At 66.2% G+C, this 23,684-nt stretch carries 22 protein-coding genes; 16 read left to right on the top strand and 6 right to left on the bottom strand.

Annotated elements, in window-relative coordinates:
* The first annotated feature begins 212 nt into the window (after positions 1-212).
* From O6P39_RS13475 to nahK, 4 genes are all read left to right on the top strand, one after another.
* A complete protein-coding gene (locus tag O6P39_RS13475) occupies positions 213-1,412 on the top strand; it encodes a porin (RefSeq protein WP_275611817.1) in 1,200 nt (399 codons plus the stop codon).
* 84 nt (positions 1,413-1,496) lie between these two features.
* On the top strand, positions 1,497-1,889 hold the full coding sequence (locus O6P39_RS13470; RefSeq protein ID WP_275611816.1) for a hypothetical protein: 393 nt from the start codon (positions 1,497-1,499) through the stop codon (positions 1,887-1,889).
* A gap of 1,003 nt (positions 1,890-2,892) precedes the next feature.
* Positions 2,893-4,050, top strand: a complete 1,158-nt coding sequence (nosP, locus tag O6P39_RS13465) for a nitric oxide-sensing protein NosP (protein WP_275611815.1) — start codon at positions 2,893-2,895, stop codon at positions 4,048-4,050.
* Positions 3,980-6,607, top strand: a complete 2,628-nt coding sequence (nahK, locus tag O6P39_RS13460; protein WP_275611814.1) for a hybrid sensor histidine kinase/response regulator NahK/ErcS' — start codon at positions 3,980-3,982, stop codon at positions 6,605-6,607. Before nosP ends, nahK begins: the two co-directional genes overlap by 71 nt.
* A gap of 89 nt (positions 6,608-6,696) precedes the next feature.
* Here the strand turns inward: nahK and agmR are convergent, their stop codons facing one another.
* The 6 genes from agmR to O6P39_RS13430 all read right to left on the bottom strand — a co-directional run bounded on the left by agmR (position 6,697) and on the right by O6P39_RS13430 (position 11,852).
* Positions 6,697-7,362: a response regulator AgmR gene (gene agmR, locus O6P39_RS13455; RefSeq protein WP_275611813.1), complete on the bottom strand. Its 666-nt coding sequence runs from the start codon at positions 7,360-7,362 to the stop codon at positions 6,697-6,699.
* 53 nt (positions 7,363-7,415) lie between these two features.
* The gene (locus O6P39_RS13450; protein ID WP_275611812.1) at positions 7,416-7,991 is read right to left on the bottom strand and encodes a PQQ-dependent catabolism-associated CXXCW motif protein; all 576 of its coding nucleotides are present in this window, start codon (positions 7,989-7,991) and stop codon (positions 7,416-7,418) included.
* A gap of 105 nt (positions 7,992-8,096) precedes the next feature.
* Positions 8,097-8,915 (bottom strand): ABC transporter permease, encoded by an 819-nt coding sequence (locus O6P39_RS13445; RefSeq protein WP_275611811.1) that lies wholly within the window; start codon positions 8,913-8,915, stop codon positions 8,097-8,099.
* Positions 8,912-9,643, bottom strand: coding sequence for an ABC transporter ATP-binding protein (locus O6P39_RS13440; RefSeq protein ID WP_275611810.1), 732 nt, complete (start codon positions 9,641-9,643; stop codon positions 8,912-8,914). The genes O6P39_RS13445 and O6P39_RS13440 overlap by 4 nt, the downstream gene beginning before the upstream one ends.
* The gene (locus tag O6P39_RS13435) at positions 9,640-10,608 is read right to left on the bottom strand and encodes a YVTN family beta-propeller repeat protein (protein WP_275611946.1); all 969 of its coding nucleotides are present in this window, start codon (positions 10,606-10,608) and stop codon (positions 9,640-9,642) included. The genes O6P39_RS13440 and O6P39_RS13435 overlap by 4 nt, the downstream gene beginning before the upstream one ends.
* 41 nt (positions 10,609-10,649) lie before the next feature.
* A complete protein-coding gene (locus tag O6P39_RS13430) occupies positions 10,650-11,852 on the bottom strand; it encodes an ABC transporter substrate-binding protein (RefSeq protein WP_275611809.1) in 1,203 nt (400 codons plus the stop codon).
* Positions 11,853-12,018: 166 nt separating this feature from the next.
* Here O6P39_RS13430 and O6P39_RS13425 point away from each other — a divergent pair, with 166 nt between their 5' ends.
* The 12 genes from O6P39_RS13425 (at position 12,019) to pqqE (ending at position 23,684) form a co-directional block, all read left to right on the top strand.
* On the top strand, positions 12,019-12,168 hold the full coding sequence (locus O6P39_RS13425) for a hypothetical protein (RefSeq protein ID WP_275611808.1): 150 nt from the start codon (positions 12,019-12,021) through the stop codon (positions 12,166-12,168).
* Positions 12,169-12,504: 336 nt separating this feature from the next.
* A complete protein-coding gene (gene pedF, locus O6P39_RS13420; protein ID WP_275611807.1) occupies positions 12,505-12,942 on the top strand; it encodes a cytochrome c-550 PedF in 438 nt (145 codons plus the stop codon).
* A gap of 5 nt (positions 12,943-12,947) precedes the next feature.
* Entirely contained in the window at positions 12,948-13,835 is an 888-nt protein-coding gene (locus O6P39_RS13415; protein ID WP_275611806.1) for a transporter substrate-binding domain-containing protein, read from the top strand.
* A 10-nt stretch (positions 13,836-13,845) separates the two neighbouring features.
* Positions 13,846-14,595, top strand: a complete 750-nt coding sequence (locus O6P39_RS13410; protein ID WP_275611805.1) for a quinoprotein dehydrogenase-associated SoxYZ-like carrier — start codon at positions 13,846-13,848, stop codon at positions 14,593-14,595.
* A 10-nt stretch (positions 14,596-14,605) separates the two neighbouring features.
* Positions 14,606-15,535 carry a quinoprotein relay system zinc metallohydrolase 1 gene (locus O6P39_RS13405; RefSeq protein ID WP_275611804.1) on the top strand — a complete coding sequence of 310 codons (930 nt, stop codon included), beginning with the start codon at positions 14,606-14,608 and terminating at the stop codon, positions 15,533-15,535.
* A gap of 455 nt (positions 15,536-15,990) precedes the next feature.
* Positions 15,991-17,763: a methanol/ethanol family PQQ-dependent dehydrogenase gene (locus O6P39_RS13400; protein WP_275611803.1), complete on the top strand. Its 1,773-nt coding sequence runs from the start codon at positions 15,991-15,993 to the stop codon at positions 17,761-17,763.
* A gap of 692 nt (positions 17,764-18,455) precedes the next feature.
* On the top strand, positions 18,456-19,976 hold the full coding sequence (locus O6P39_RS13395; protein WP_275611802.1) for an aldehyde dehydrogenase family protein: 1,521 nt from the start codon (positions 18,456-18,458) through the stop codon (positions 19,974-19,976).
* A gap of 515 nt (positions 19,977-20,491) precedes the next feature.
* Positions 20,492-20,563, top strand: coding sequence for a pyrroloquinoline quinone precursor peptide PqqA (gene pqqA, locus O6P39_RS13390; protein ID WP_003106462.1), 72 nt, complete (start codon positions 20,492-20,494; stop codon positions 20,561-20,563).
* A gap of 47 nt (positions 20,564-20,610) precedes the next feature.
* The gene (gene pqqB / locus O6P39_RS13385; RefSeq protein WP_275611801.1) at positions 20,611-21,525 is read left to right on the top strand and encodes a pyrroloquinoline quinone biosynthesis protein PqqB; all 915 of its coding nucleotides are present in this window, start codon (positions 20,611-20,613) and stop codon (positions 21,523-21,525) included.
* 11 nt (positions 21,526-21,536) lie between these two features.
* Positions 21,537-22,286 (top strand): pyrroloquinoline-quinone synthase PqqC, encoded by a 750-nt coding sequence (gene pqqC, locus O6P39_RS13380; protein WP_275611800.1) that lies wholly within the window; start codon positions 21,537-21,539, stop codon positions 22,284-22,286.
* Positions 22,286-22,564: a pyrroloquinoline quinone biosynthesis peptide chaperone PqqD gene (gene pqqD / locus O6P39_RS13375; protein ID WP_275611799.1), complete on the top strand. Its 279-nt coding sequence runs from the start codon at positions 22,286-22,288 to the stop codon at positions 22,562-22,564. The genes pqqC and pqqD overlap by 1 nt, the downstream gene beginning before the upstream one ends.
* A complete protein-coding gene (gene pqqE / locus O6P39_RS13370; protein ID WP_275611798.1) occupies positions 22,536-23,684 on the top strand; it encodes a pyrroloquinoline quinone biosynthesis protein PqqE in 1,149 nt (382 codons plus the stop codon). Before pqqD ends, pqqE begins: the two co-directional genes overlap by 29 nt.

Genomic DNA, 23,684 nt, shown 5'->3' with positions numbered 1-23,684 from the left:
AAACGGGCTGCCCCCAAAGTGCCGCTACCGGTTCCGCCCAAGGTCCCTGGCCTGCCGTCGGGGCGTTTCATGGCCTTGCGCAGCAGTCCCCACGCCCCGGCCAAGGCAGCAGCGAACCGCGCCGAAGGCAGCGTATGGGCGGCGCCAGCACGTTTCGATAATCGCCTCCGCCACGACTGAACCGCAGTCGTACCACCCACGCGGAGCGCGTCATGAACAAGAACAACACCGCCATTCGCCGTTTCCTGCCCCTGTCCCTGGTCTCCCTCGGGGCGCTGGGTTTCCTGCAGGCGGCCGTCGCCGACATCAAGCTGTACGACAAGGACGACACCACCTTTTCCACCGACGGTTACTTCAACGCCTTCTACGTCAACAGCGACGTGGACCGTAACGGCGAAACCTACGACCGCCGCCAGTCGCGGGTGAAGATGGGCTTCCTGCCGAACTACATCGGCTTCAACTTCGGCAAGAAAGTCGACGACCTGACCCTCACCGGGCGCTCCTCGTTCTGGGTGACCATCAACGACAGCGAGCAGGACGGCACCGACACCGCCATCGACGTCCGCCAGTTCTACGGCAACGTCGCCGGAGACTGGGGCGAGGTGCTGATCGGCAAGGACTTCGGCCTGTTCTCGCGCTCCAACATCTTCCTCGACGAACTGCTCGCCGGCTTCGGCAACGCCAGCGACACCCTGGGCCTGGTGGACGGCAAGGGCGTGTCCTTCGGCAACATCGGCACCGGTTACCCGTACCCGTTCCCGACCTCGCAGATCACCTACCGCAACAACAACCTGCTGGACGGCCTGCGTGTCGCGGTCGGCATCATGGACCCGATCGACACCAACCAGATCGACAAGGACGCCAGCGACGGTCTCGACGATAAGGCCTACCAGGACAACCCGCGCTACGAGAGCGAGGTGAGCTACCAGTTCGACCTGGCCGGCGCCAAGATCTACAGCTGGGTCAACGGCGCCTACCAGACCTCGAAGAACACCAACGACGAAGTCGACGACGTCACCTCCAAGGGCCTGGGCTATGGCATCCAGGCGAAGATGGGCGGCGTCTCGCTGACCGGCTCGGGCTTTACCGCCAAGGGCATCAACCCGTTCTTCACCAACAACGCCGGCGAAGCCGCGCTGCGCGAAGTGGACAGCAATGGCATGCTGCTGCAGGGCTCCTATACCTGGGGCAAGAACCGCATGGCGCTGTCCTACGGCGAAACCCGCGACGACGGCAACGGCCTGGGCACCGCTGCCGACTACTCGACCAAGGGCGTCGCCTACTTCCGCACCATCAACGACAACCTGAAGCTGGTGGCCGAGTACAACGTCTACGAGATCGACGGCCGCAAGGGCTCCACCGTCAGCGAGGACACCGACACCTTCGCCGTGGGCGCGGTGCTCAACTGGTAACTCCCCCAAACTCCTTTGGCTCCATTTCGGCGGGTCGACCTTCGGGTTGCCCGCCTTTTTTCTTCGTCTCACGGAAGGTTTCCCATGATCGGACTGTGGAGCGCGCATGCGCAGAGTTACCTGCTGGTTCTAGCCATCGCCACTACGCTGGCGTTCGCCTTGCCCATCTTCCTCGTGCCGCTGACGTGGGCGCGGGTGATGCAGTGGACCTTGCCGGAGCACACGGACCTGGCGGCGTACTTCGGGCGTTGCCTGGGGGCATTCATCCTGATCGTCGAGGGGCTGATGCTGCGGGCGGCGCTGACGGGGGAGGCGTTGGTGACGACGTTCGAGGTGTTGGCGGCGGTGGCGGGGTTCATGGCGGTGGTTCATGTCTACGGCGCGCTGCGAGGGATTCAGCCGTGGACGGAGACGTTGGAGACGGGGTTCTATGCGGGGATGTTGGGGGTGACGTTGATGTTTTGGCCGGTGGGATGACCCGGTGCTGACCCTTGTCCGCGGTCATTTTCGTTTGGGTGTTCTGCGCCGCTTCTGTGTGCTCGGATGTTTCTTGTTTCGCCCCCTCGGGCGACCTACTTTGCCAAACGACGCAAAGTAGGCAAAGGTCTCTGCCCCATCATCCGGCCCCGGCTTCGCCGGGGTTCCCTCGCTCCATCGAAGTTTCAGGGGCCCGCGTCGACGGGCCATCCATGGCCCAACGACGCTCTCGCGGCATCCATGCCGCTCAACCCCTGAAACTCCGATTCCACTCGGCCTCCTGAAGGGGCACTCGGAGTACAAGGAGATTTCTCTGGAAGACCTCAACAGCCAAAGCAGAGCGTCCTGCTCCGCGCTGCTTCTGCTCCCGTAGGAGAGACGGGGGCGCCTAGCCCTTGTCCGCGAAGGCTTGCCACAGCACCCACGTTGCAGGATGAACACCTGTAGGGTGAATAGCGCGCAGCGTTATCCGCCGTGATGGGTTTCGCTTCGCTCTACGCCATCCTACGAAGAGCGATCCAGCATGAAGCAGCCAAAGTTCCAGGCGCGCGCAGAGTCCCGTCAGGAGGCCGAGTGGAGGTATTGCGCAGAGGGGCGAGCGGCATGGATGCCGCGAGAGGCGTAGAGGGCCAAGGATGGCCCTTCTACGCCGACCCTCGGAGCGATACCGGAGCGAGGGGAGTCCGGCGAAGCCGGACCCGGATGTCGGGACGAGACCTTTTGGTTACTTTTCTGGCGTTTGAGAAAAGTGACTCGCCCGAGGGGGCGAAACAAAAAGTCCTCGCGCATGCCGAAGCGACGCAGAAATGCCGAACTCCAAAACGGCGGATAGCGCTTCGCGTTATTCGCCCTACGAAGAGCAAGAGCATCGCGGACGGAGTCCGCTCCTGCGGTGAGGGTATCCCACTACTTTCGGAGGTCCCCACCACGCCCCAAGTAGCATGGGTCGCACCCCGACCACTTCGTAGAATGCCAACGTCGATATCCTGACCAGGCGCACGCCATGCACGAAACACAAGGGGTCGTTCGCGGCATGTCCAGTGCCCGCGACGTCGAGGAAGTCGCCCAGGACCTGGCGCGCCAGCTGATCCATCCGCATCTGGGCTTCGTGCTGTTCTTCTGCTCGGCCGAGTACGACCTGCCGGGCCTGGCCGGCGCGCTGGAGCAGTATTTCGGCGGCATCGACCTGGTGGGTTGCACCACCGCCGGGGAGATCACCCCGCAAGGCTACGGCCGCGGCTGCATCACCGCCGTGGGTTTCGACCTGCGCAGCTTCGCCATCTCCTGTGCGCTGGTGGACGAGATGGAGCGCTTCAGCCTGATCGACGCGCAGCAGATGGTCGAGTCGCTGGTGGCCGACTGCCGCAGCGCCGGACTGGCGCCGATCAAGGACCACAGCTTCGCCCTGACCCTGCTCGACGGCCTCTCCAGCCGCGAGGAAGTGGTGCTCGCCGCGCTCAGCGCCGCGCTGGGCGCCATCCCGCATTTCGGCGGCTCGGCCGGCGACGACAACCACCTGACCCACACCCACGTCTACTACCAGGGCCAGTTCCACACCGGCGCGGCGGTGGTGGTGCTGTTCAATACCTGGCTGGACTTCGAGGTGTTCACCACCCACCACGTGCTGCCCAGCGACGAAAAACTGGTGGTCACCCGTGCCGACAGCGACAGCCGCCGCGTGCTGGAGCTCAACGCCGAGCCGGCCGCGCTGGAGTTCGCCCGCCTGGTCGGGGTGCCGCTGGAGCAACTGGATTTCGCCCTGTTCCCCAGCCACCCGCTGGCCGTGCGGGTGCGCGACCAGTACTACGTGCGCTCGATCCAGCAGGTCAATGACGACCTCAGCCTGACCTTCTACTGCGCGGTGGAGAACGGCATCGTCCTCACCGCCATGCGTACCGGACCGCTGTTGCCGGGGTTGCAGGAACAGTTCCGGCGCCTGCACGAACGCCTCGGTCCGCCACTCCTGACCATCGGCTGCGACTGCTTCCTGCGCCGCCTGGAGCTGGAAGTGGCCGGCGATACCGAGGCCACCGCCGAGTTTCTCCGAAGCCAGCAGGTGATCGGCTTCAACACCTACGGAGAGCAGTTCAATGGCATGCACATCAACCAGACCTTCACCGGTGTCGCCATTGGCCGTCCTCGCGGCAACGCCGGACACTGAGCTGCGCGCCCGCATCGACGAGCTGGAGCGCGACAACCGCAAGCTGCAGCGGATCAACGCGGCGCTGATCGAACGCGTGGAGTCGGCCACCTCGCGTGGCGACAACGCCTACGGCGCCTTCCAGCACTCGGTGGTGCTGGCCGAACAGGTGCGCGAGCGCACCGATGCGCTGAGCGAGGCAATGGTCGAGCTGAAATCCAGCAACCAGCTGCTCAGCGACGCTCGCCTGCGCGCCGAGACCGCGCACCAGCACCTGCTGGATGCCATCGAGAGCATTTCCGATGCCTTCGTGCTGTTCGATCCGCAGCAGCGCATCGTCCTCTACAACCAGCGCTTCCGCGCCTTCTGGGCGCAGACCCGCGCCCGCGTCGGCGCGGGAACCCGGCTCACCGAAGTACGCCGGCTGGCACAGAGCAGCGGGCTGATCGTCGAGGAGCAGCGCAGCAGCGACGACGAACACACCCTCTACCGCCTGCGCAACGACCGCTGGGTGCGCGTCACCGAGCGGCCGACCCGCGACGGCGGGCTGGTGGTGCTCTACAGCGACATCACCGAGATCAAACAGAGCGAGATGGCCCGCCGCGAACAGGCGGTGGCGCAGAAGTCGCACCTGTTGCAGCGCGCCGTCGACAACCTGTCCCAGGGCGTGGCCATGGTCGGCGCCGATGGCGCGCTGGAGTTGTGGAACCGGCGCTTCCTCGAACTCTGCGGGCTGGCGCCGATCGAGGCGCACCGGCCTTTCGCCGAGGTCATGGCCGACAGCGAACTGCCCTTGCTGACCCCGCGCAGCCGCGCCCGCCACGGCAGTGCGGAAGGCGTGCTGGAACAGCGCCTGTTCGATGGCCGCATGCTGGAAATCCGCACCCACGCGCTGCCCACCGGCGGCTTCGTCAACACCTTCACCGACATCACCGAGCGCTACCGCAACGCCGAGGCGCTGCGCGAGAGCGAACGCTGGATACGCCTGATCACCGACCAGGTGCCGGCGCTGATCGCCTACCTGAGCGCCGAACTCAACTACGAGTTCACCAACAAGGTCTACGAGGAGTGGTACCGCTGGCCCAGCGGCTCGATGCTCGGGCGCAACCTGCGCGACGTGCACAGCGAGGACCATTGCCAGCGCCTGGAGCCGTACTTCGAGCGTGCGCTGTCGGGCGAGAGCGTCACCTTCGAGATCGCCGAGACCAATCTCTCCGGGCAGGAGCGCTACATGCAGCGCTCCTACGTGCCCAACCGCCAGGCCGACGGCACGGTGAGCGGGCTGTTCGTGCTGATCCGCGACATCACCGAGCGCCGCCGCACCGCCGAGGCGCTGCACCAGGCCTACCAGAACCTCGAACAGCGGGTGCGCGAACGCACCGCCGAGCTGACCAGCCTGAATGACCAGCTCAAGCGCGAGATCGACGAGCGCAGCCAGGTCGAGGCGCGCCTGCGCGAGGCCAAGCGCGAGGCGGAGCAGGCCAACCTGTCGAAGACCAAGTTCCTCGCCGCCGTCAGCCACGACCTGCTGCAACCGCTGAATGCCGCGCGGCTGTTCACCAGTGCGCTGCAGGAGCGCAGCGGCGAAGCCCTGGTGCGCAATATCAGCCAGTCGCTGGAAGACGTGGAGAACTTGCTCGGTACCCTGGTGGAGATTTCCAAGCTGGATGCCGGGGTGATCAAGCCGGACATCGCCTCGTTCGATGTCGGCGAACTGCTCGACAACCTTGCTGCCGAGTACCGCCAGGTTGCGGCCAGCGAAGGGCTGGCGCTGGACTTCGTTGCCTGTGGCGCCCAGGTCCGCAGCGACATGCAATTGCTGGCGCGCATCTTGCGCAATCTGCTGACCAACGCCATCCGCTATACGCCGTCGGGCCGTGTGCTGCTGGGCTGCCGGCGGCGCCGGCACAGCCTGTGGATCGAGGTCTGGGACACCGGTGTCGGCATCGCGGCCGACAAGCTCGGCGAGATATTCCAGGAGTTCAAACGCGGCGACGTGCAGCGCTCGAACCAGGATCGCGGCCTCGGGCTGGGCCTGGCCATCGTCGAGAAGATCGCGCGGATGCTCGGCCATCGCATCCAGGTGGAGTCGGTGCCCGGCAAGGGCTCGCGCTTCGCCGTCGAAGTGCCCCTGGCGCGCCGTGTGGCGCGCGCCGCACCCGAGCCGGAACGCCCGGCCGCCGATCTGGTGGAGCGCCTGCGCGGCTCGCGGGTGTGGGTGCTGGATAATGACGCTTCGATCTGCGCCGGCATGCGCACGCTGCTGGAAACCTGGGGTTGTCGGGTGGTGACCGCGCTCTCGGAAGAGGACCTGGCGCGCCAGGTGGACAACTTCCACGCCGAATCCGACCTGCTGATCGTCGACTACCACCTGGATGACGGGTTGAACGGCGTCGATGCGGTCGCCTCGATCAATGCCCGGCGCGGCACGCCGCTACCGGCGCTGATGATCACCGCCAACTACAGCAACGAGCTCAAGCAGCAGGTCCGCGAGCTCGGCCACATGCTGATGCACAAGCCGGTAAGGCCGATGAAGCTGAAGACCGCGCTCTGCCACCTGCTGGAGCGTACCGACTGATCAGGACTACATGCGGCGGAAAGCGGTTGGCGAACTTCCGATGTTCGCCAGCCGTCTCGTTTGCGGGGGAATGATGTAGGGCCGGAGCTTCAGCGGCGCAGGTAGGCGGAGAAGTCGATGTCGCTGGCGCTGAGGATGGCCTGCACGCGGTTGTGCACCTTGAGCTTGTGCAGGATCGCCGAGACGTGGGCCTTCACCGTAGTCTCGGCGATCTCCAGGTTGTAGGCGATCTGCTTGTTCGACTCGCCCTTGGTCATCCGCTCCAGCACCAGCAGCTGCTTGCGGGTCAGCGCCTGCAGCAGCTCCGACGGGATGCCGTGCTCCTCATGGTTGCTGCGCCGCGGCGAGCTCTGCTGGGTGCGGATGATGTCGGAGGGCAGGTAGACGTTGCCGTTGAGGATCTGCTCGATGGCTTCGGTCATCTGCACCCGTGGCGACGACTTGGTGATGAAGCCCACCGCGCCGTAGGTGATGGCTTGCAGCACCACCTGCTTGTCCTGCTCGGCGGAGACGATCACCACGGGAATGGTCGGGGCCTCGTTGCGCAGGTTCATCAGGCCGTTCAGCCCGTGCATGCCGGGCATGTTCAAATCGAGCAGGATCAGGTCGAGATCGTCGTGTTCCTGGGTCAGGCCCAGGGCGCTGTCGAGGTCGGCGGTCTCCATCACTTCGCTGCCGGGGAAGCCCTCGGCGATGACGTTGTGGATGGCCTCGCGGAACAGCGGGTGATCGTCGGCGATCAGGATCTTGTACATGGCCTACACCTCGTTGTTGTCGTTATGGGTGGCGAGCGGCGTGCAGTCGCAGGCTACTTCAGCGGTTGCGGTTGTGCGTCCTGCAGGGGCAGTCCTGCCTGTTCCCAGGCGTCGATACCGTCACGGTACCAGTAGAGGCGGGCGTAGCCCAGCGCGTGTGCGCGGCGGATGGCATTCCAGCTCATCCAGCAGTCGGAGCGGCAGTAGAACACCAGCGGTCGCTGGCTATCGCCCCCGGTCAGGCGAGCGAGATTCTGCTCGAAGTAGGCCTGCCACTGCGGCTCCAGGGTGCCGGTGCCGACGTTGGCCAGCCACAGGCTGCCGGGCAGGTTGCGGTGCTTCTCGTCCTCGACGAACTGGCCGTTGAGGAAGGTGCGGCGGTAGACATCCACCAGACGGGTCTGTGGTTCGCCCTTGAGCAGCGCCTGCAGGGCGTGGGTGTCGAGGGTGGTGGCATGGTCGGCGGACGGCGGCGTCGGGCTGCGGTACTGGGTGAGGCGATAGCCGTCAGCGGAAAACAGCGGCGCATCGTCGGCCTGCGCGGTCGGGAGCGCGAGGGCCAGACTGAGCAGGCAGGCGGACAGGCAGCCGCTCACATGGCCATTCAGGGCAGTGGCAAGGCGAGGCATGGCGGTATCTCTAATCGTTCTTTTTGTAGTGGCCATTACATGCCAGCTGTACGGCTTTGGAAATTCGACGTCAGGAGGGGCGAACCAGTACCAAAGTAGTAGGTTTCACCCCTTGCGCAGCGCCGCGTGCTGCGGGTTGAACGTCAGCACGGCGAGCCCGGCGAAGAGCAGGGTCAGGCCCAGGCAGACGCCCGCCGCCAGCGGGTTGAAGCGCTCGTAGAGGGCGAAGCGCACCAGTTCCACGGCGTGACTGAAGGGATTGAGCGCGCACAGCCAGTAGAGCCACTGGCTGGCCTCGCGCATCTTCCATAGCGGGTAGAGCGCGGAGGAGAGGAAGAACAGCGGGAAAATGACGAAATTCATCACTCCGGCGAAGTTCTCCAGCTGGCGGATGCCGTTGGACAGCAGCAGCCCCAGCGCGCCCAGCAGCAGGGCGGCCAGCAGCAGCGCCGGCAAGGCGGCGAGCAGGCCCATGGCCGGTGTTTGCACGCCATACAGCCAGGCGATCAGCAGGAAGGCATAGACCTGCAGCAGCGACACCAGCGCCGTGGCCAGCAGCTTGCTGGCCAGCAGGAAGGCGCGCGGCAGCGGGCTGGTGAGCAGCACGCGCATGCTGCCCATCTCGCGGTCGTAGACCATCGACAACGAGCCCTGCATGCCGTTGAACAGCAGGATCATGCAGCACAGCCCCGGCACGATGTAGGTCTCGTAGGTGACGTAGGTGTCGTACGGCTCGATGATCGAGATGCCCAGCGCGGCGCGGAAGCCGGCGGCGAACACCAGCAGCCAGAGCAGCGGCCGCACCAGCGCGCTGAGAAAGCGCGAGCGTTGCAGGACGAAGCGCAGCCATTCGCGCACGACGATGCCGCGCAGGCATTGCCAGTAGGCGGCCGGGTCGAAGCGCGGGCTTTCCAGGGCGCTCATGCGCAGGCCTCCAGGCGGGTCAGGCGGTCGAAGGTACGCTCCAGGTCGCCGGCGTCCGGCGCGCAGATGTCCCGGGCTTCACCACGGGCGACCAGGCGGCCACGGTCGAGCACCAGCAATGCGTCGTCGCCTCGGACTTCATCCAGCAGGTGAGTGGTCCAGAGCACCGCCAGGCCATCGTCCCGGCACAGCCGTCGTACATGTTCGTTGAGCGCCTGGCGCGCCGCCGGGTCGAGGCCGACGCTGGCCTCGTCGAGCAGCAGCAGACGCGGGCGGTGCAGCAGAGCGCGGGCGATTTCCACCCGGCGGCGGTGCCCGCCGTTGAGCGCGCGGACCTTGTCGCGGCGGCGTTCCTGCAACTGCTGGCGGGCCAGTTCGGCGTCGATCCGCTCGTTCGCCAGGCGGCGCGGCAGGCCGTGCAGGGCGGCGTGGTAGCGCAGGTTCTGCTCCACGCTCAGGTCCAGGTCCAGGGTGCTCTGCTGGAACACCACGCCCAGTTCGCGCAGGGCCAGGCGCGGCTGGCGGCGCAGGCTGCAGCCGAGCACCTCGATCTCGCCCTGCTGCAGGTCGTAGAGGCGGGTGAGCAGGGCTACCAGGGTGGATTTTCCGGCGCCGTTGGGCCCCAGCAGTGCGGTGAAGCGCCCGGCGGGCAGTTCGAAGTCCAGCCCGTCGAGGGCGCGTCGTGGGCCGTAGGCAAAGCTCAGGTCGCGGACAGTGAGCGCGTTCATGGCGTCACCACCACGCCCCAGGGATAGCGGCCGACCTTGATGGATTTGCTGACCTTGCGCGAGGCCACGTCGATCACCGACACATCGCCGCTGACGCCGTTGGTGGCCAGCAGGGTCTTCTCGTCCGGGGTGAACGCCAGGTGCCAGACGCGGCGGCCCACCAGCAGGTAGTCGAGGACCTCGAAGGTCTTGGCATCGACCACCGCCACATGGTTCGCCGGGCCGAGGGCGACGAAGGCGGTCTTGCCGTCGTCGGTCAGCTTCACGCCCACCGGTTGCACCTTGTCCGGATGCACGCCCTGGATGGCGAAGCGCAGGGTCTTGAGGATCTTGCGGCTGGCGGTGTCCACCACGCTGACGGTGCCGCCGATCTCCGCCGAAACCCAGACCTGCGAGCCGTCGCGGGTGAACTCCGCGTGGCGCGGGCGCTGGTCCACCAGGGTGCTGTCCACCAGCTTCTGGGTGGAGGTGTCGATCCAGTGCAGCATGTTGGTGGTTTCGCTGGTGTTCACCGCCCACTTGCCATCCGGGCTCACCGCCATGCCTTCGGGCTCGACGCCAACGTCGATCTGCCCGAGCACCTGGGCGGTCTGGGTGTCGACCACTGTGACCAGTGCATCGTCCTCGTTGGAGATGTACAGCCAGCGGTCGTTGGGGTGCAGGGCGAACTGCTCGGGGTCTGCGCCCGAGGGCAACTGCCTGATGATCTTGCGGGTGGCGAGGTCCAGCACCTGCACGGTGTCCGAATCGCTCGCGCATATATAGAGCAGCTTGTTGTCGTGGGACAGCGCCAGGCCGCGCGGGCGCTTGCCGGTGTCGATGGTACCGGTGACGGTCATGCTGTCCAGGTCGATGACGCTGAGGTTGTTGTCCTTCTCGTTGGACACGTAGGCCGTGGCGGCGAAGGCCGGCGGCGTCTGGTAGAGCGCGGCGCCCAGGCAGGCCAGGGCCAGCAGGCGGGGCAGGGCGGGGCAGGGCATGGCTGCGGTCCTCATGGGCAGTTTCCTTATGGCTGGGCGTCGGCGAGGTGGCACTGGCTTTCCGGAGCATCGAGGCCGAGGCTGTCCAGTTCGCTGGCGGGGTGCAGGAAGCCTTCCTGCGGCGAGGTGCTGACCAGGGCGCGCGGTTGCACCAGCGGGATCGGCTGGCGCAGCTGGCCGTCCCAGGCGCGGAAGCCGAGCTTGTAGCCCTTGAAACCGTCCAGCGGCAGGTCGGGGGAGAGCGACAGCTTGCGGACCGCCATGGGCTCTGCGTCATGCAGGCGGGTGACCGCGCTGGCGACGCTGCGCACGGCGATCCAGGCGGCGAAGTCGCGGTCGTTCATCCAGCGCCCGGCGTGTTCCTCGAAGCGTTTCTGCAACTGTGCGGCGCCGTAGGTTTCCACGGTCTTGTGCCAGCCGGTGGCGACCAGCCCCTGGGTGCCGGCCACGGGGCGCGGCAGCCAGGTGTTGTAGGGCACGTATTCGCCGAAGTCGCCGTGCTCGTCGGCCACCAGCACGGCGTCGTAGTCCTCGCTGGACTGGGTGAACAGCGCCATGTCGGCCTGGGCGCTGCGGCGCTGGTCGTTGGCGAAGGTGAAGGGCTTTTCCTCGACGATCTTCGCGCCGAAGCGCTTGGCCGAGCGGCGCAGGGCGTTGGCATAGGCGGCGTCTTCCGGGCGCTGGCCGACGATCAGCAGCCAGCGCGTCCACTTGCGCAGCACCAGGAACTGGGTGAGGGCGTCGGTCAGCATCAACCGGCTGGGCAGGGTGTGCAGCACGTTCGGCGCGCACTGGCTGGCGCGCAGCTCGTCATCGGCGGCGCCGGCGTTGAACAGCAGGCTATCGGGCAGGGCGGCGGCCAGTTGGCGCAGGGTGTCGGCGGGGGCGTTGACCACGAACAGGCGCAGGCCGGCGTCGTGCAGGCGCTTGGCTGCGGCCAGCAGCTTTTCTGGGCTGTCGGTGCTGGCGGCTTCCAGGCTGTACCGGTGCTTGAGGAAACGCCCGGTGCTGTTGCTGTCGGTGATCGCCAGCTCCGCGCCGCGCAGGCCGGCGTCCGTTGGTTCGGGGATGACGTTGGACAGCAGCGGGCCGGGATCGGGCGTGTAGCCAAGGTAGCCGATGCGGACCTCCAGGACGGGCACCTCGCCAGCGCGCACGCCGAGGCTGAGCGAGGCGGCGCAGGCCACTGCGAGCAGGTAGGCCACGCCGTGCAATAGGAACTGGCGCATGGGCGACTCCTTTGGGGCCGGCTTGTTGTTGTGCGGCCAGCATAGGAATCGCGCGGGGTGCGGCAAATATGCAGAAAGTACCGTTGAGGCAGTACCAAGGTAGTAGGTTGCGCGCCGCGCCCGCGACCTAGGATGGCCCTACAAGAACCCGAAGAGAAAGGTCGCCATGCGTATCGCCGTCACTCTCGTCCTGCCGATCCTGCTGATGCTCAGCCTGCTCGGCTTCGATTTCTTCTATGCCCGCAACAGCTATCCGAGTCCGGTCGAGCGGCATGCCCCGGCGGGGTGTGTCGACAGCTGTCGTGGTGCGCCTTAGCCGCATGCTCGGGGAAACCCCTCCACATCGCGTGGTCGCCAGGAGCGTAGGGCGTATAACGCTCCGCGTTATACGCCGATCAGCCTGGGCTCCAGGGCGCTCCGGGTCTGACCCAGGGGGCGGTTCCATGGCGAGGTGTATCGGCGTACAACCGCGAACGGTTGTACGCCCTGCGGGCGCTGTGGCCCCTGGCCTCCCGTCGCCCTAGTACCAAGGGAGTAGATGGCATCACCCAAAGCAGGATTCGGCCTGCGAGCAAGCGTTCTTACCATCGTCATCACGGTCGCCGCTCCGGGCGCCGAGCCTTGCCAAGCATCTCGATGAGAGGATGAAGTGATGAACAACAAGAACGTGCTGTGCGGCCTGCTGTTGCTGGCTGGACTGAGTGCCTCGGGCCTGGCCCTGTCCCACGGCAATGTGACGCCCCAGGCAGTGGATACCACGGGGCTGGAACCTCTGGGCAAGGAATGGCGCGACACCAACCCCTACCGCGAACCCTACGCCAACCACGCCAAGGCGGTGGAGATCGGCGCCTCGGCCTACAACCAGAACTGCGCGCGCTGCCACGGCCTGGAAGCCAAGTCCGGCGGCATCGCCCCCGACCTGCGCAAGCTCGACGTCGGCGCTGAGGGTGACGAGTGGTTCAAGGAGCGCGTGATCAACGGTGCGGTGCGCGACGGCGCCGTGTACATGCCGAAGATGGCCGACTACATCAGCCAGGAAGGCCTCTGGGCGATCCGCACTTACCTGGACAGCGTGCACGTAGACGAGTGACCGCCATGCGCCTGCTCAAGCTGCTGTTCGGCGTGGTCCTGAGCCTGCTGCTGGGGCAGGCTCAGGCACAGGTCCGCCCCTACGAGGACATGGTCGCCAGCGGCGTGCTGCGGGTGGCCGTGTACGAGAACTTCCCGCCCTACAGCTTCATGCAGGGCGGGCAGCCGCGCGGCATCGATATCGACCTGGCGACGCGCCTGGCCAGCGGGCTGGGTCTGCGCGCGGAATTCCTCTGGGTCACGCCGGGCGAGCGCCTGGATGACGACCTGCGCAACTTCATCTGGAAGGGCCATTACCTGCGCCCCGGCGTGGTCGCCGACGTGATGCTGCGCGTGCCCTACGACCGCGAATACGCCAACCGGCGCAACGACGTGGGCGAGTTCGCCAACGAGCAGGTGGTGATGTTCGGCCCCTACCAGCGCGAACGCTGGCAGGTCGTCAACGATGACCGGCGGCTGCCGAAGGTGGACACCATCGCGGCCTTCCGCGAACACCCCATCGGCGTCGAGCTGGACAGCGTGCCGTCGTTCTACCTGACCTCGGTGCTGGGCGGCCAGCTCAGCCGCATGACCGTGCATTTCCCCAGCACGCAGGCGGCCTTCGACGGCATGCGCGCGGGCAAGGTGGATGCGGTGATGGCCCTGCGCGGCGAGCTGGACTGGATGCGCGCCCAGGCCGCCGATGAGCACCTGAAGAACGCCGAGAATACCTACCCCAACCTCGGCCAGCCCGAGTGGGACATCGGCATGGCGGTGCACGAAAGCAACCGCCAGCTCTCCAATGCCCTGGACGGCGAACTGGAAGAGCTGGTGCGCAGCGGCGAGATGGAAAAGCTCTATGCGGCCTACGGCGTGCGCTACGAACTGCCGGGGCTTTATCAGGACGTGCAGTGAGGGAAACAGGATGCACAGGCGCCACGTGTTGCTCGGGATGTGCGCACTGCCGCTGCTGGCGGCGGCGGTGGAGGGCGACCCGCTGCCCTCGGTGATGTGGGAGTACCACCACAAGCGGCTCCTCAATGGTGAGCCCTATGTCTTCGACGAGCGCGTGAAGCTGGGCGTGCCGCCCTTCGCCGAGGATTCCCGGCAGGTGCCGGTGGAAGTGGACGCCCGTGCCTTGCCGGGACGCTTCGACCGCCTGCTGCTGTGGGCCGAGCTGAACCCGATTCCCCATGTGCTGACACTCTATCCCGGCGAGCACCTGGAGCCGCTGCTGGCGGTACGCATCCGCATCGAACAGGCCACGCCGATCCGCGCCGCCCTGCGGGACGAGAAGGGCGTCTGGCATGTCGGCTCGGCCTGGATCGACGCCGCCGGCGGCGGTTGCACGGCGCCCAGCGTAGTGCGCGCACAGCCGGGGTGGGAGGACAGGCTCGGCCAGGTCCACGGCGAGTCCTACCCCAGGGGCGAATACAGCCGCGTGCGCCTGTCGGTGTCCCATCCAATGGACAACGGCCTGGTCGGCGGCATCCCCGAGTTCTACATCGACCACGCCGAACTGCGTGGCCCGGACGGCGAGGTCTTCGCCCGGCTGGAGCTGTTCCCGGCGGTGAGCGAGAACCCGACGTTCACCTTCGAAGTGCGTGGTCACCCGCACACCGAACTCTGGCTGCACGACAACAATGGCAACCAATTCCAGGCCGCTCTGCGCTAACGAGGTGCCCATGCGTTTCCTCCTGATCGCCCTCGCGTGCCTGTGCCTGCCGGCGCTGGCCGACCTGCAGTACCACCTTCAACCCCGGCAGATCGCCGACGGCACCTGGCTGGTGGAAGGCAGCACCGACAACTTCGGCAAGGACAATGGCGGCGCCATCGTCAACGTCGCCTTCATCGACACCGGCGATGGTGTGCTGGTGATCGACACCGGCCCCTCGAAACGCTATGGCGAAGCCCTGCGCGTGCTGATCCAGCAGACCACCGGCAAGCCGGTGAAGCGGGTTCTGCTGACTCATCATCACCCCGATCACGTGCTGGGCAACCAGGCCTTCACCGACGTGCCCATCGGGGCGCTGGCCGGCACCGGCAAGTTGCTCAAGGAGCAGGGCAACGCCATGGCGGAGAACATGTACCGCCTGGTGGGCGACTGGATGCGCGGCACGGAAGTGGTGTTGCCTACAGAGACGGTGGAGCCGGGCATCGTGCAGATGGGCAGTCACAGGTTCCGGCTGGTGGGGCTGCGCGGGCATACCGGTGCGGACCTGGCGATTCTCGACGAGACCACTGGCGTGCTGTTCGCCGGCGATATCGTTTTCTATCAGCGTGCGCTGACCACGCCCAACAGCCCAGGCATCGACGTTTGGCTGGGCGATCTCGACACCTTGCAGAAGCTGCCGTGGAAACTGATCGTCCCTGGCCACGGGCCCATCGCCACGGATGCTGCGCCGTTTGCCCAGATGCGCGACTACCTCGGCTGGCTCGATAACGTAATGCGCGACGGCATCGCCCAGGGCGCGGACATGAACGACCTGTTGCGCACGCCGATCCCCGAGCGCTTCGCCGGGGTCAGCCTGACGCGCTATGAGCTGATCCGCAGCGTCAGCCATCTCTATCCGCGGTATGAGCAGAAGGCTTTACCCCGCGTGGACAAGCAGTAAAGCCTTGCCGGATGTTCCGGCGCACCGGCGTTGCCCTCATCCCAACCCTCTCCCGGAGGGAGAGGGGGCTGTCTGGAGCGGCCTTGCTGATTGCCGCTCCGACCCTGTTGTAGGAGCGAGCTTGCTCGCGAACCTTCCAGCAGGATGAACTCCTGTGTCCCCCCTTCGCGCCGAATGACTCCCTCTCCCTCTGGGAGAGGGTCGCCGAGTTCATCCAGGGCACCATGACCGCCGGTCAATCCGGTTCGCGAGCAAGCTCGCTCCTACAAGGGGACATCCACCCTCTGAGCTCCTACGCAAGCCCCGAATTTCGCGCCTCTGCAGCCCGGTATTGCTACCAAGGAACTAGGAAATTCGGCACTGCGTTCAATTGTTGGCCCGCCGCACCAAACCAAGAATCTGCGGCAGACCGGGACATTTTCCCGGGTACAACAACAATCGCAGAGGCGCACGCCATGAGACAGCTTCAACCTTTCGCCCGCACCGTGCTGTTCACCGCCATCAGCCTGGCCGCCCTGGGCGCTCACGCCGGGGTCACCGACCAGGACATCAGTGATTCCGCCAAGCGCACCGACCAGGTCGTGGTCAACGGCATCAACCAGCAGGGCCAGCGCTTCAGCCCGCTGAACACGCTGAACAGCGACAACGTGAAGGAGCTGCGGCCGGTGTGGGCGCTGTCGTTCGGCGGCGAGAAGCAGCGCGGCCAGCAGGCGCAACCGCTGATCAAGGACGGCGTGATGTACGTCACCGCCTCCTACTCTCGGGTGTTCGCCGCCGACGCGCGCACCGGGCGCAAGCTGTGGCAGTACGATGCGCGCCTGCCCGACGGCATCATGCCCTGCTGTGACGTGATCAACCGTGGCGTGGCCCTGTACGGCGACCTGGTGATCTTCGGCACCCTCGACGCCAAGCTGGTCGCGCTGAACAAGGACACCGGCAAGGTGGTGTGGAAGAAGACCGTGGCCGACTACAAGGCCGGCTACTCCATTTCCGCCGCGCCGCTGATCGCCAAGGGCAAGCTGATCACCGGCGTGGCCGGCGGCGAGTTCGGCGTGGTCGGCAAGATCGAGGCCTACAACCCCACCAACGGCGAGCTGCTGTGGAGCCGCCCGACCGTGGAAGGCCATATGGGCTACGTCTACAAGGACGGCAAGGCCATCGAGAACGGCATCTCCGGCGGCGAAGCGGGCAAGACCTGGCCGGGCGACCTGTGGAAGACCGGCGGCGCCGCGCCCTGGCTGGGCGGCTACTACGATCCGAGCACCGACTCGCTGTTCATCGGCACCGGCAACCCTTCGCCGTGGAACTCGCACCTGCGTCCGGGCGACAACCTGTTCTCCTCCTCGCGCCTGGCGCTGAACCCGGAGGACGGCTCGATCAAGTGGCACTTCCAGACCACCCCGCACGACGGCTGGGACTTCGACGGCGTGAACGAGCTGGTGTCCTTTGACTACCAGGACGGCGGCAAGACCGTGCAGGCCGCCGCCACCGCCGACCGCAACGGCTTCTTCTACGTGCTGGACCGCACCAACGGCAAGTTCATCCGCGGCTTCCCCTTCGTCGACAAGGTGACCTGGGCCAAGGGCCTGGACAAGGACGGCCGGCCGATCTACGACGACGCCCACCGTCCGGGCGCGCCGGGGCAGGGGACCGAGAAGGGCTCCTCGGTGTTCGTCTCGCCTTCCTTCCTCGGCGGCAAGAACTGGATGCCCATGGCCTACAGCCAGGACACCGGCCTGTTCTACGTGCCCTCCAACGAGTGGGGCATGGACATGTGGAACGAGAACATCGCCTACAAGAAGGGTGCGGCGTACCTGGGCGCGGGCTTCACCATCAAGCCGCTGAACGAGAAGTACATCGGCGTGCTGCGCGCCATCGATCCCAAGACCGGCAAGCAGGTATGGCGCTACGAGAACTACGCGCCGCTGTGGGGTGGGGTGCTGGCAACTCACGGCAACCTGGTATTCACCGGCAACCCCGAGGGCTTCCTGATGGCCTTCGACGCCAAGACCGGCAAGAAACTCTACGAGTTCAACACCGGCTCGGGCGTGATCGCCTCGCCGATCACCTGGGAGATGGATGGCGAGCAGTACGTGACTGTGCTCTCCGGCTGGGGTGGTGCGGTACCGCTGTGGGGTGGCGAGGTGGCCAAGCGGATCAAGGACCTGGACCAGGGCGGGATGATCTGGACCTTCAAGCTGCCGAAAGACCTGGTGGCGAAAAAGTGAGGTTGCTGTGAGGTGAGCAGGGGGCCGGCCGTTGAGCCGGCCTTTTGTTTTTGCGGGCTAGGGATGTGCTCCTACGCGAGCCGGTCCGCCGCATTGCCCTGGCTCTTATGAGACTTCCAGAAAAACATCCGCACGCTCCGGACTGCCCCTTCAGGAGGCCGAGTGGAATCGGAGTTTCAGGGGTTAAGCGGCATGGATGCCGCGAGAGCCGCGATGGGCCATGGGCGGCCCTTCGCGGCGGGCCCCTGAAACTTCGATGGAACGAGGGGAGTCCCGCGAAGCGGGACCCGGATGCAGGGGCAAGCCTTCTTGGTTACTTCTTCGGCGTTTGGAAGAAGTGACTCGCCCGAGGGGGCGAAACAAGGACTTTCAGCACACACCGAAGCGGCGCAGAAACACCCAACCAGAAAGCATCGCGGACAAAGTCCGCTCCTACGAAGAGCCCACGCTCCACATCTACTACCAAATGAGCACCGTAGGGCGCATAACGCGACAGCGTTATCCGCCGTGGTTGCGTCGGCGGATAACCCGTTCCGGGTTATGCGCCCTACAACCTGCGACGCTCGCCGCCTCTACTACCAAATGAGTAACCCACCACTCCCATGGGTGCATTCCGGGCCGGGAAGGGCGCTGCCTAAGATCGCTCCATGACCCGGCCGATTCAGGCTGGGACCCGACAGGAGAGCTTTTCCATGATCTACGCCCCACCCGGAGCCCCCGGCGCCGTTGTCACCCTCAAGCCGCGCTACGGCAACTACATCGGTGGCGAGTTCGTCCCGCCGGTTCTGGGCCAGTACTTCAGCAACACCTCGCCGGTGAACGGCGAAGTCATCGCCGAGTTCCCGCGCTCCACCGCCGAAGACATCGAGCTTGCCCTGGACGCCGCCCACGCCGCAGCAGACGCCTGGGGCCGCACTTCCGTGCAGGACCGCGCGCTGATCCTGCTGAAGATTGCCGACCGCATCGAACAGAACCTGGAACAACTCGCCGTCGCCGAGACCTGGGACAACGGCAAGGCCGTGCGCGAAACGCTGAATGCCGACGTGCCCCTGGCCGCCGACCACTTCCGCTACTTCGCCGGCTGCATCCGCGCCCAGGAAGGCGGCGCCGCCGAGATCAACGAGAACACCGTCGCCTACCACATCCACGAACCGCTGGGCGTGGTTGGGCAGATCATCCCGTGGAACTTCCCGCTGCTGATGGCCGCGTGGAAGCTCGCCCCGGCCCTGGCCGCCGGCAACTGCGTGGTGCTCAAGCCGGCCGAGCAGACGCCGCTGTCGATCATGCTGCTGGCCGAGATCATCGGCGACCTGCTGCCACCGGGCGTGCTGAACATCGTCCAGGGTTTCGGCAAGGAAGCGGGCCAGGCGCTGGCCACCAGCAAGCGCATCGCCAAGATCGCCTTCACCGGCTCCACTCCAGTCGGCTCGCACATCCTGCGCTGCGCGGCGGAGAACATCATTCCATCCACCGTGGAGCTGGGCGGCAAGAGCCCGAACATCTTCTTCGAGGACATCATGCAGGCCGAGCCGGCCTTCATCGAGAAGGCCGCCGAGGGCCTGGTGCTGGCCTTCTTCAACCAGGGCGAGGTGTGCACCTGCCCGTCGCGGGCGCTGGTGCAGGAGTCCATCTTCGAGCCGTTCATGGCCGAGGTGCTGAAGAAGATCAAGGCGATCAAGCGCGGCAACCCGCTGGACACCGAGACCATGGTCGGCGCCCAGGCGTCGCAGCAGCAGTACGAGAAGATCCTGTCCTATCTCGACATTGCCCAGAATGAAGGCGCCGAGCTGCTCGCCGGTGGCGCCAGCGAGCGCCTGGAGGGTGACCTGGCCAGCGGTTACTACATCCAGCCGACCCTGCTCAAGGGGCACAACGGCATGCGCGTGTTCCAGGAGGAAATCTTCGGCCCGGTGGTGGGCGTGACCACATTCAAGGACGAAGCCGAAGCCCTGGCGATCGCCAACGACACCGAATTCGGCCTCGGCGCCGGTGTGTGGACCCGCGACATCAACCGTGCCTGGCGCATGGGCCGGGGCATCCAGTCCGGCCGTGTGTGGACCAACTGCTACCACCTGTACCCGGCGCACGCCGCCTTCGGTGGCTACAAGAAGTCCGGCGTCGGCCGCGAGACCCACAAGATGATGCTCGACCACTACCAGCAGACCAAGAACCTGCTGGTGAGCTACGACATCAACCCGCTGGGCTTCTTCTGATCCCCGGCTGATCCGAGTAGCAAGCCGGCGAGCCTTCCCCCATCGGGCTCGCCGGTTCCCACCTCCGGTGTGCCCGCCGGCCGGGCATCCCTTGTCTCGACGCGCCCGTTCGGGCGGCCGTCCGCTTCCGTGCCCACTTCCTCGGGCGACGGTCTTCGTCGAACGCGACTCCGGTCGCGTTTTCTTTTTTCCGGATGCCTCTCTGTTCGCGAGCAAGCTCGCTCCTACGAAAAGCGGGCCCGGTGCTTTTCTGTAGGAGCGAGCTTGCTCGCGAACCGCCGACCTTCAGGCCACTCCGAAGTCGACCAAGGCGCCAACGGCGAACTAAGGTTTAACGGCGTACCACCGCGAACGGTTGTACGCCCTACGCCGCAAGGCGCGCACTCACTACCAAATCAGGGGGGAATCTCCTTCGAAAGTATCATTCGGCCTCTCTGCCCCCGGTGTTTAACTCGATCTACCGGAACAACCGGTGCGATGCCAGTACGACATCCCTACAACAAGAGGACAGACCCATGTGGACCAAGCCTAGCTTCACCGACCTGCGCCTTGGCTTTGAAGTGACCCTGTACTTCGCCAACCGCTGATCCACTCGGCCCCGGTCCGCCGGGGCCCCTGCCCACGGGGCACTGTCATGCACATCCGAATTCTCGGGTCGGCCGCCGGCGGCGGTTTTCCCCAGTGGAACTGCAATTGCCGCAACTGTCGCGGCGTACGCGACGGCAGCGTGATCGCACAGCCACGCACCCAGTCGTCCATCGCGCTGTCCGACGATGGCGAGAACTGGATTCTCTGCAACGCCTCCCCCGACATCCGCGCCCAGCTGGCGTCCTTCCCGGCGCTGCAGCCGGCGCGGCGCCTGCGTGATTCGGCGATTGCCGCCATCGTCCTGCTGGACAGCCAGATCGACCACACCACCGGCCTGCTCAGCCTGCGCGAGGGTTGCCCGCACGAGGTGTGGTGCACGGAGATGGTCCACCAGGACCTGTCCACGGGCTTCCCGCTGTTCCCCATGCTGTCGCACTGGAACGGCGGGTTGAAGCACAAGCTGATCGAACTGAACGCCGAACCCTTCAGCATTCCTGCCTGCCCAGGCCTGCGTTTCACCGCCATCGCCCTGCGCAGCAGTGCGCCGCCGTATTCGCCGCACCGGGGCAACCCGCATCCGGGCGACAACATCGGCCTGTTCGTCGAAGACCTCTCCACTGGCGGCAAGCTGTTCTACGCGCCCGGCCTGGGCCAGGTGGACGATGGCCTGCTGGCGTGGATGCGCCGCGCCGACTGCCTGCTGGTGGACGGCACCCTGTGGCGCGACGACGAAATGCGCGTCTGCGAAGTGGGCGACAAGCTCGGCAGCGAGATGGGCCACCTGGCCCAGAGCGGCCACGGCGGCATGATCGAGGTGCTCGACGGCATCGACGGACCGCGCAAGGTGCTCATCCACATCAACAACACCAATCCCATCCTCGACATCGCCTCGCCCGAACGCGCCGAACTGGACGCGCACGGCATCGAGGTGGCGTTCGATGGCATGGGCATACAACTGTGAGGGGAGCCGCGATGCCCCGCGAAGCCATGAGCCCCGCCGAATTCGAGCAGGCGCTGCGCGCCAAGGGCGCCTGCTACCACATATTCCACCCGTACCACGTGGCCATGTACGAAGGCCGCGCCAGCCGCGAGCAGATCCAGGGCTGGGTGGCCAACCGCTTCTACTACCAGGTGAACATTCCGCTGAAGGACGCGGCGATCCTCGCCAACTGCCCGGACCGCGACGTGCGCCGCGAGTGGCTGCAGCGCATCCTCGACCATGACGGCGCGCCGGGCGAGGAGGGCGGCATCGAGGCCTGGCTGCGCCTGGCCGAATCCGTGGGGCTGGACCGCGAGCAGGTGCTGTCCCAGGAACTGGTGCTGCCCGGCGTGCGCTTCGCGGTGGACGCCTACGTCAACTTCGCCCGCCGCGCCAGTTGGCAGGAAGCGGCCAGCAGTTCGCTGACCGAGCTGTTCGCCCCGCAGATCCACCAGTCGCGCCTGGACAGCTGGCCGCAGCACTACCCCTGGATCGACGCCACCGGCTACGACTACTTCCGCAAGCGCCTGTCCCAGGCGCGTCGCGACGTGGAGCACGGCCTGCGCATCACCCTGGAGCACTACCGCACCCGCGAGGCCCAGGAGCGCATGCTGGAAATCCTGCAATTCAAGCTCGACGTGCTCTGGAGCATGCTCGACGCGATGAGCATGGCCTATGAACTGGAGCGCCCGCCGTACCACACGGTGACGACCGAGCGCGTATGGCACAGGGGGTTGCTGTGATGAGTCTGCCTTCGCTGGACAGCGTACCGGTGCTGCGCCGGGGCTTCCGCCTGCAATTCGAACCGGCCCAGGGCTGCCACGTGCTGCTCTATCCTGAGGGGATGGTGAAGCTCAACGACAGCGCCGGGGCGATCCTCGGCCGTGTCGACGGTCAATCCGACGTCGCCGGCATCATCGACGGCCTGCGTTCCGATTTCCCCGGCGTGCCGGGCATCGACGAAGACATCCTGGCATTCCTCGAGGTGGCCCATGCGCAATTCTGGATCGAACTGCGCTGAGGCGCCGGTGGGCCCGCCGCTCTGGCTGCTGGCCGAGCTGACCTACCGCTGCCCGTTGCAGTGTCCGTACTGCTCCAACCCACTGGACTTCGCCAAGGGTGGCGAGGAGCTTTCCACCGCACAGTGGATCGAGGTGTTCCGCCAGGCCCGCGAAATGGGCGCGGCGCAACTGGGTTTTTCCGGCGGCGAACCCTTGGTGCGCCAGGACCTCGCCGAGCTGATCGCTGCCGCGCGCGAGCTCGGCTTCTATACCAACCTGATCACTTCCGGCATCGGGCTCAACGAGCAGCGCCTGAAGGAGTTCGCAGACGCCGGGCTGGACCATATCCAGATCAGCTTCCAGGCCGCCGACGAGGAGGTGAACAACCTGCTCGCCGGCTCGCGCAAGGCCTTCGCCCAGAAGCTAGCCATGGCCCGCGCGGTGAAAGCCCACGGTTATCCGATGGTGCTCAACTTCGTCACCCACCGGCACAACATCGACAGCATCGATCGCATCATCGAGCTGTGCATCGAACTGGAGGCCGATTACGTCGAACTCGCCACCTGCCAGTTCTACGGCTGGGCCGAACTGAACCGCGCCGGGCTGCTGCCGACCCGCGAGCAGCTAAAGCGCGCCGAGCGCATCACCGCCGAGTACCGCGAGCGCCTGGCCGCCGAAGGCAACCCGTGCAAGCTGATCTTCGTGGTGCCGGACTACTACGAGGAGCGCCCCAAGGCCTGCATGGGCGGCTGGGGCAGCGTGTTCCTCGACGTCACCCCGGACGGCACCGCGCTCCCGTGCCACAGCGCGCGGCAGTTGCCGGTGAAGTTCCCCAACGTGCGCGAGCACAGCCTGCAGCACATCTGGTACGAGTCCTTCGGCTTCAACCGCTTCCGCGGCGATGCCTGGATGCCGGAGCCGTGCCGCTCCTGCGACGAGAAGGAGCGTGACTTCGGCGGCTGCCGCTGCCAGGCCTTCATGCTCACCGGCGATGCCGAGGCGACCGACCCGGTGTGCGCCAAGTCGGCCCACCACGGCATCATCCTCGACGCCCGCCGCGAGGCCGAGGAGGCGCCGTTGGCCCTGGACCAGCTGACCTGGCGCAACGAGCGCGCCTCGCAGTTGATCTGCAAGGCCTGA

The sequence above is a fragment of the Pseudomonas sp. PSE14 genome, assembly GCF_029203285.1.
Classification (GTDB): domain Bacteria; phylum Pseudomonadota; class Gammaproteobacteria; order Pseudomonadales; family Pseudomonadaceae; genus Pseudomonas.
Note: the sequence above shows the minus strand (reverse complement) of the source record. Positions and strands in the feature narration are given on the sequence as shown.

Coding starts and splice junctions, on each gene's coding strand:
- O6P39_RS13475 (WP_275611817.1), top strand. CDS start 213: ATGAACAAGAACAACACCGCCATTCGCCGTTTCCTGCCCCTGTCCCTG.
- O6P39_RS13470 (WP_275611816.1), top strand. CDS start 1,497: ATGATCGGACTGTGGAGCGCGCATGCGCAGAGTTACCTGCTGGTTCTA.
- nosP (WP_275611815.1), top strand. CDS start 2,893: ATGCACGAAACACAAGGGGTCGTTCGCGGCATGTCCAGTGCCCGCGAC.
- nahK (WP_275611814.1), top strand. CDS start 3,980: ATGGCATGCACATCAACCAGACCTTCACCGGTGTCGCCATTGGCCGTC.
- agmR (WP_275611813.1), bottom strand. CDS start 7,362: ATGTACAAGATCCTGATCGCCGACGATCACCCGCTGTTCCGCGAGGCC.
- O6P39_RS13450 (WP_275611812.1), bottom strand. CDS start 7,991: ATGCCTCGCCTTGCCACTGCCCTGAATGGCCATGTGAGCGGCTGCCTG.
- O6P39_RS13445 (WP_275611811.1), bottom strand. CDS start 8,915: ATGAGCGCCCTGGAAAGCCCGCGCTTCGACCCGGCCGCCTACTGGCAA.
- O6P39_RS13440 (WP_275611810.1), bottom strand. CDS start 9,643: ATGAACGCGCTCACTGTCCGCGACCTGAGCTTTGCCTACGGCCCACGA.
- O6P39_RS13430 (WP_275611809.1), bottom strand. CDS start 11,852: ATGCGCCAGTTCCTATTGCACGGCGTGGCCTACCTGCTCGCAGTGGCC.
- O6P39_RS13425 (WP_275611808.1), top strand. CDS start 12,019: ATGCGTATCGCCGTCACTCTCGTCCTGCCGATCCTGCTGATGCTCAGC.
- pedF (WP_275611807.1), top strand. CDS start 12,505: ATGAACAACAAGAACGTGCTGTGCGGCCTGCTGTTGCTGGCTGGACTG.
- O6P39_RS13415 (WP_275611806.1), top strand. CDS start 12,948: ATGCGCCTGCTCAAGCTGCTGTTCGGCGTGGTCCTGAGCCTGCTGCTG.
- O6P39_RS13410 (WP_275611805.1), top strand. CDS start 13,846: ATGCACAGGCGCCACGTGTTGCTCGGGATGTGCGCACTGCCGCTGCTG.
- O6P39_RS13405 (WP_275611804.1), top strand. CDS start 14,606: ATGCGTTTCCTCCTGATCGCCCTCGCGTGCCTGTGCCTGCCGGCGCTG.
- O6P39_RS13400 (WP_275611803.1), top strand. CDS start 15,991: ATGAGACAGCTTCAACCTTTCGCCCGCACCGTGCTGTTCACCGCCATC.
- O6P39_RS13395 (WP_275611802.1), top strand. CDS start 18,456: ATGATCTACGCCCCACCCGGAGCCCCCGGCGCCGTTGTCACCCTCAAG.
- pqqB (WP_275611801.1), top strand. CDS start 20,611: ATGCACATCCGAATTCTCGGGTCGGCCGCCGGCGGCGGTTTTCCCCAG.
- pqqC (WP_275611800.1), top strand. CDS start 21,537: ATGCCCCGCGAAGCCATGAGCCCCGCCGAATTCGAGCAGGCGCTGCGC.
- pqqD (WP_275611799.1), top strand. CDS start 22,286: ATGAGTCTGCCTTCGCTGGACAGCGTACCGGTGCTGCGCCGGGGCTTC.
- pqqE (WP_275611798.1), top strand. CDS start 22,536: ATGCGCAATTCTGGATCGAACTGCGCTGAGGCGCCGGTGGGCCCGCCG.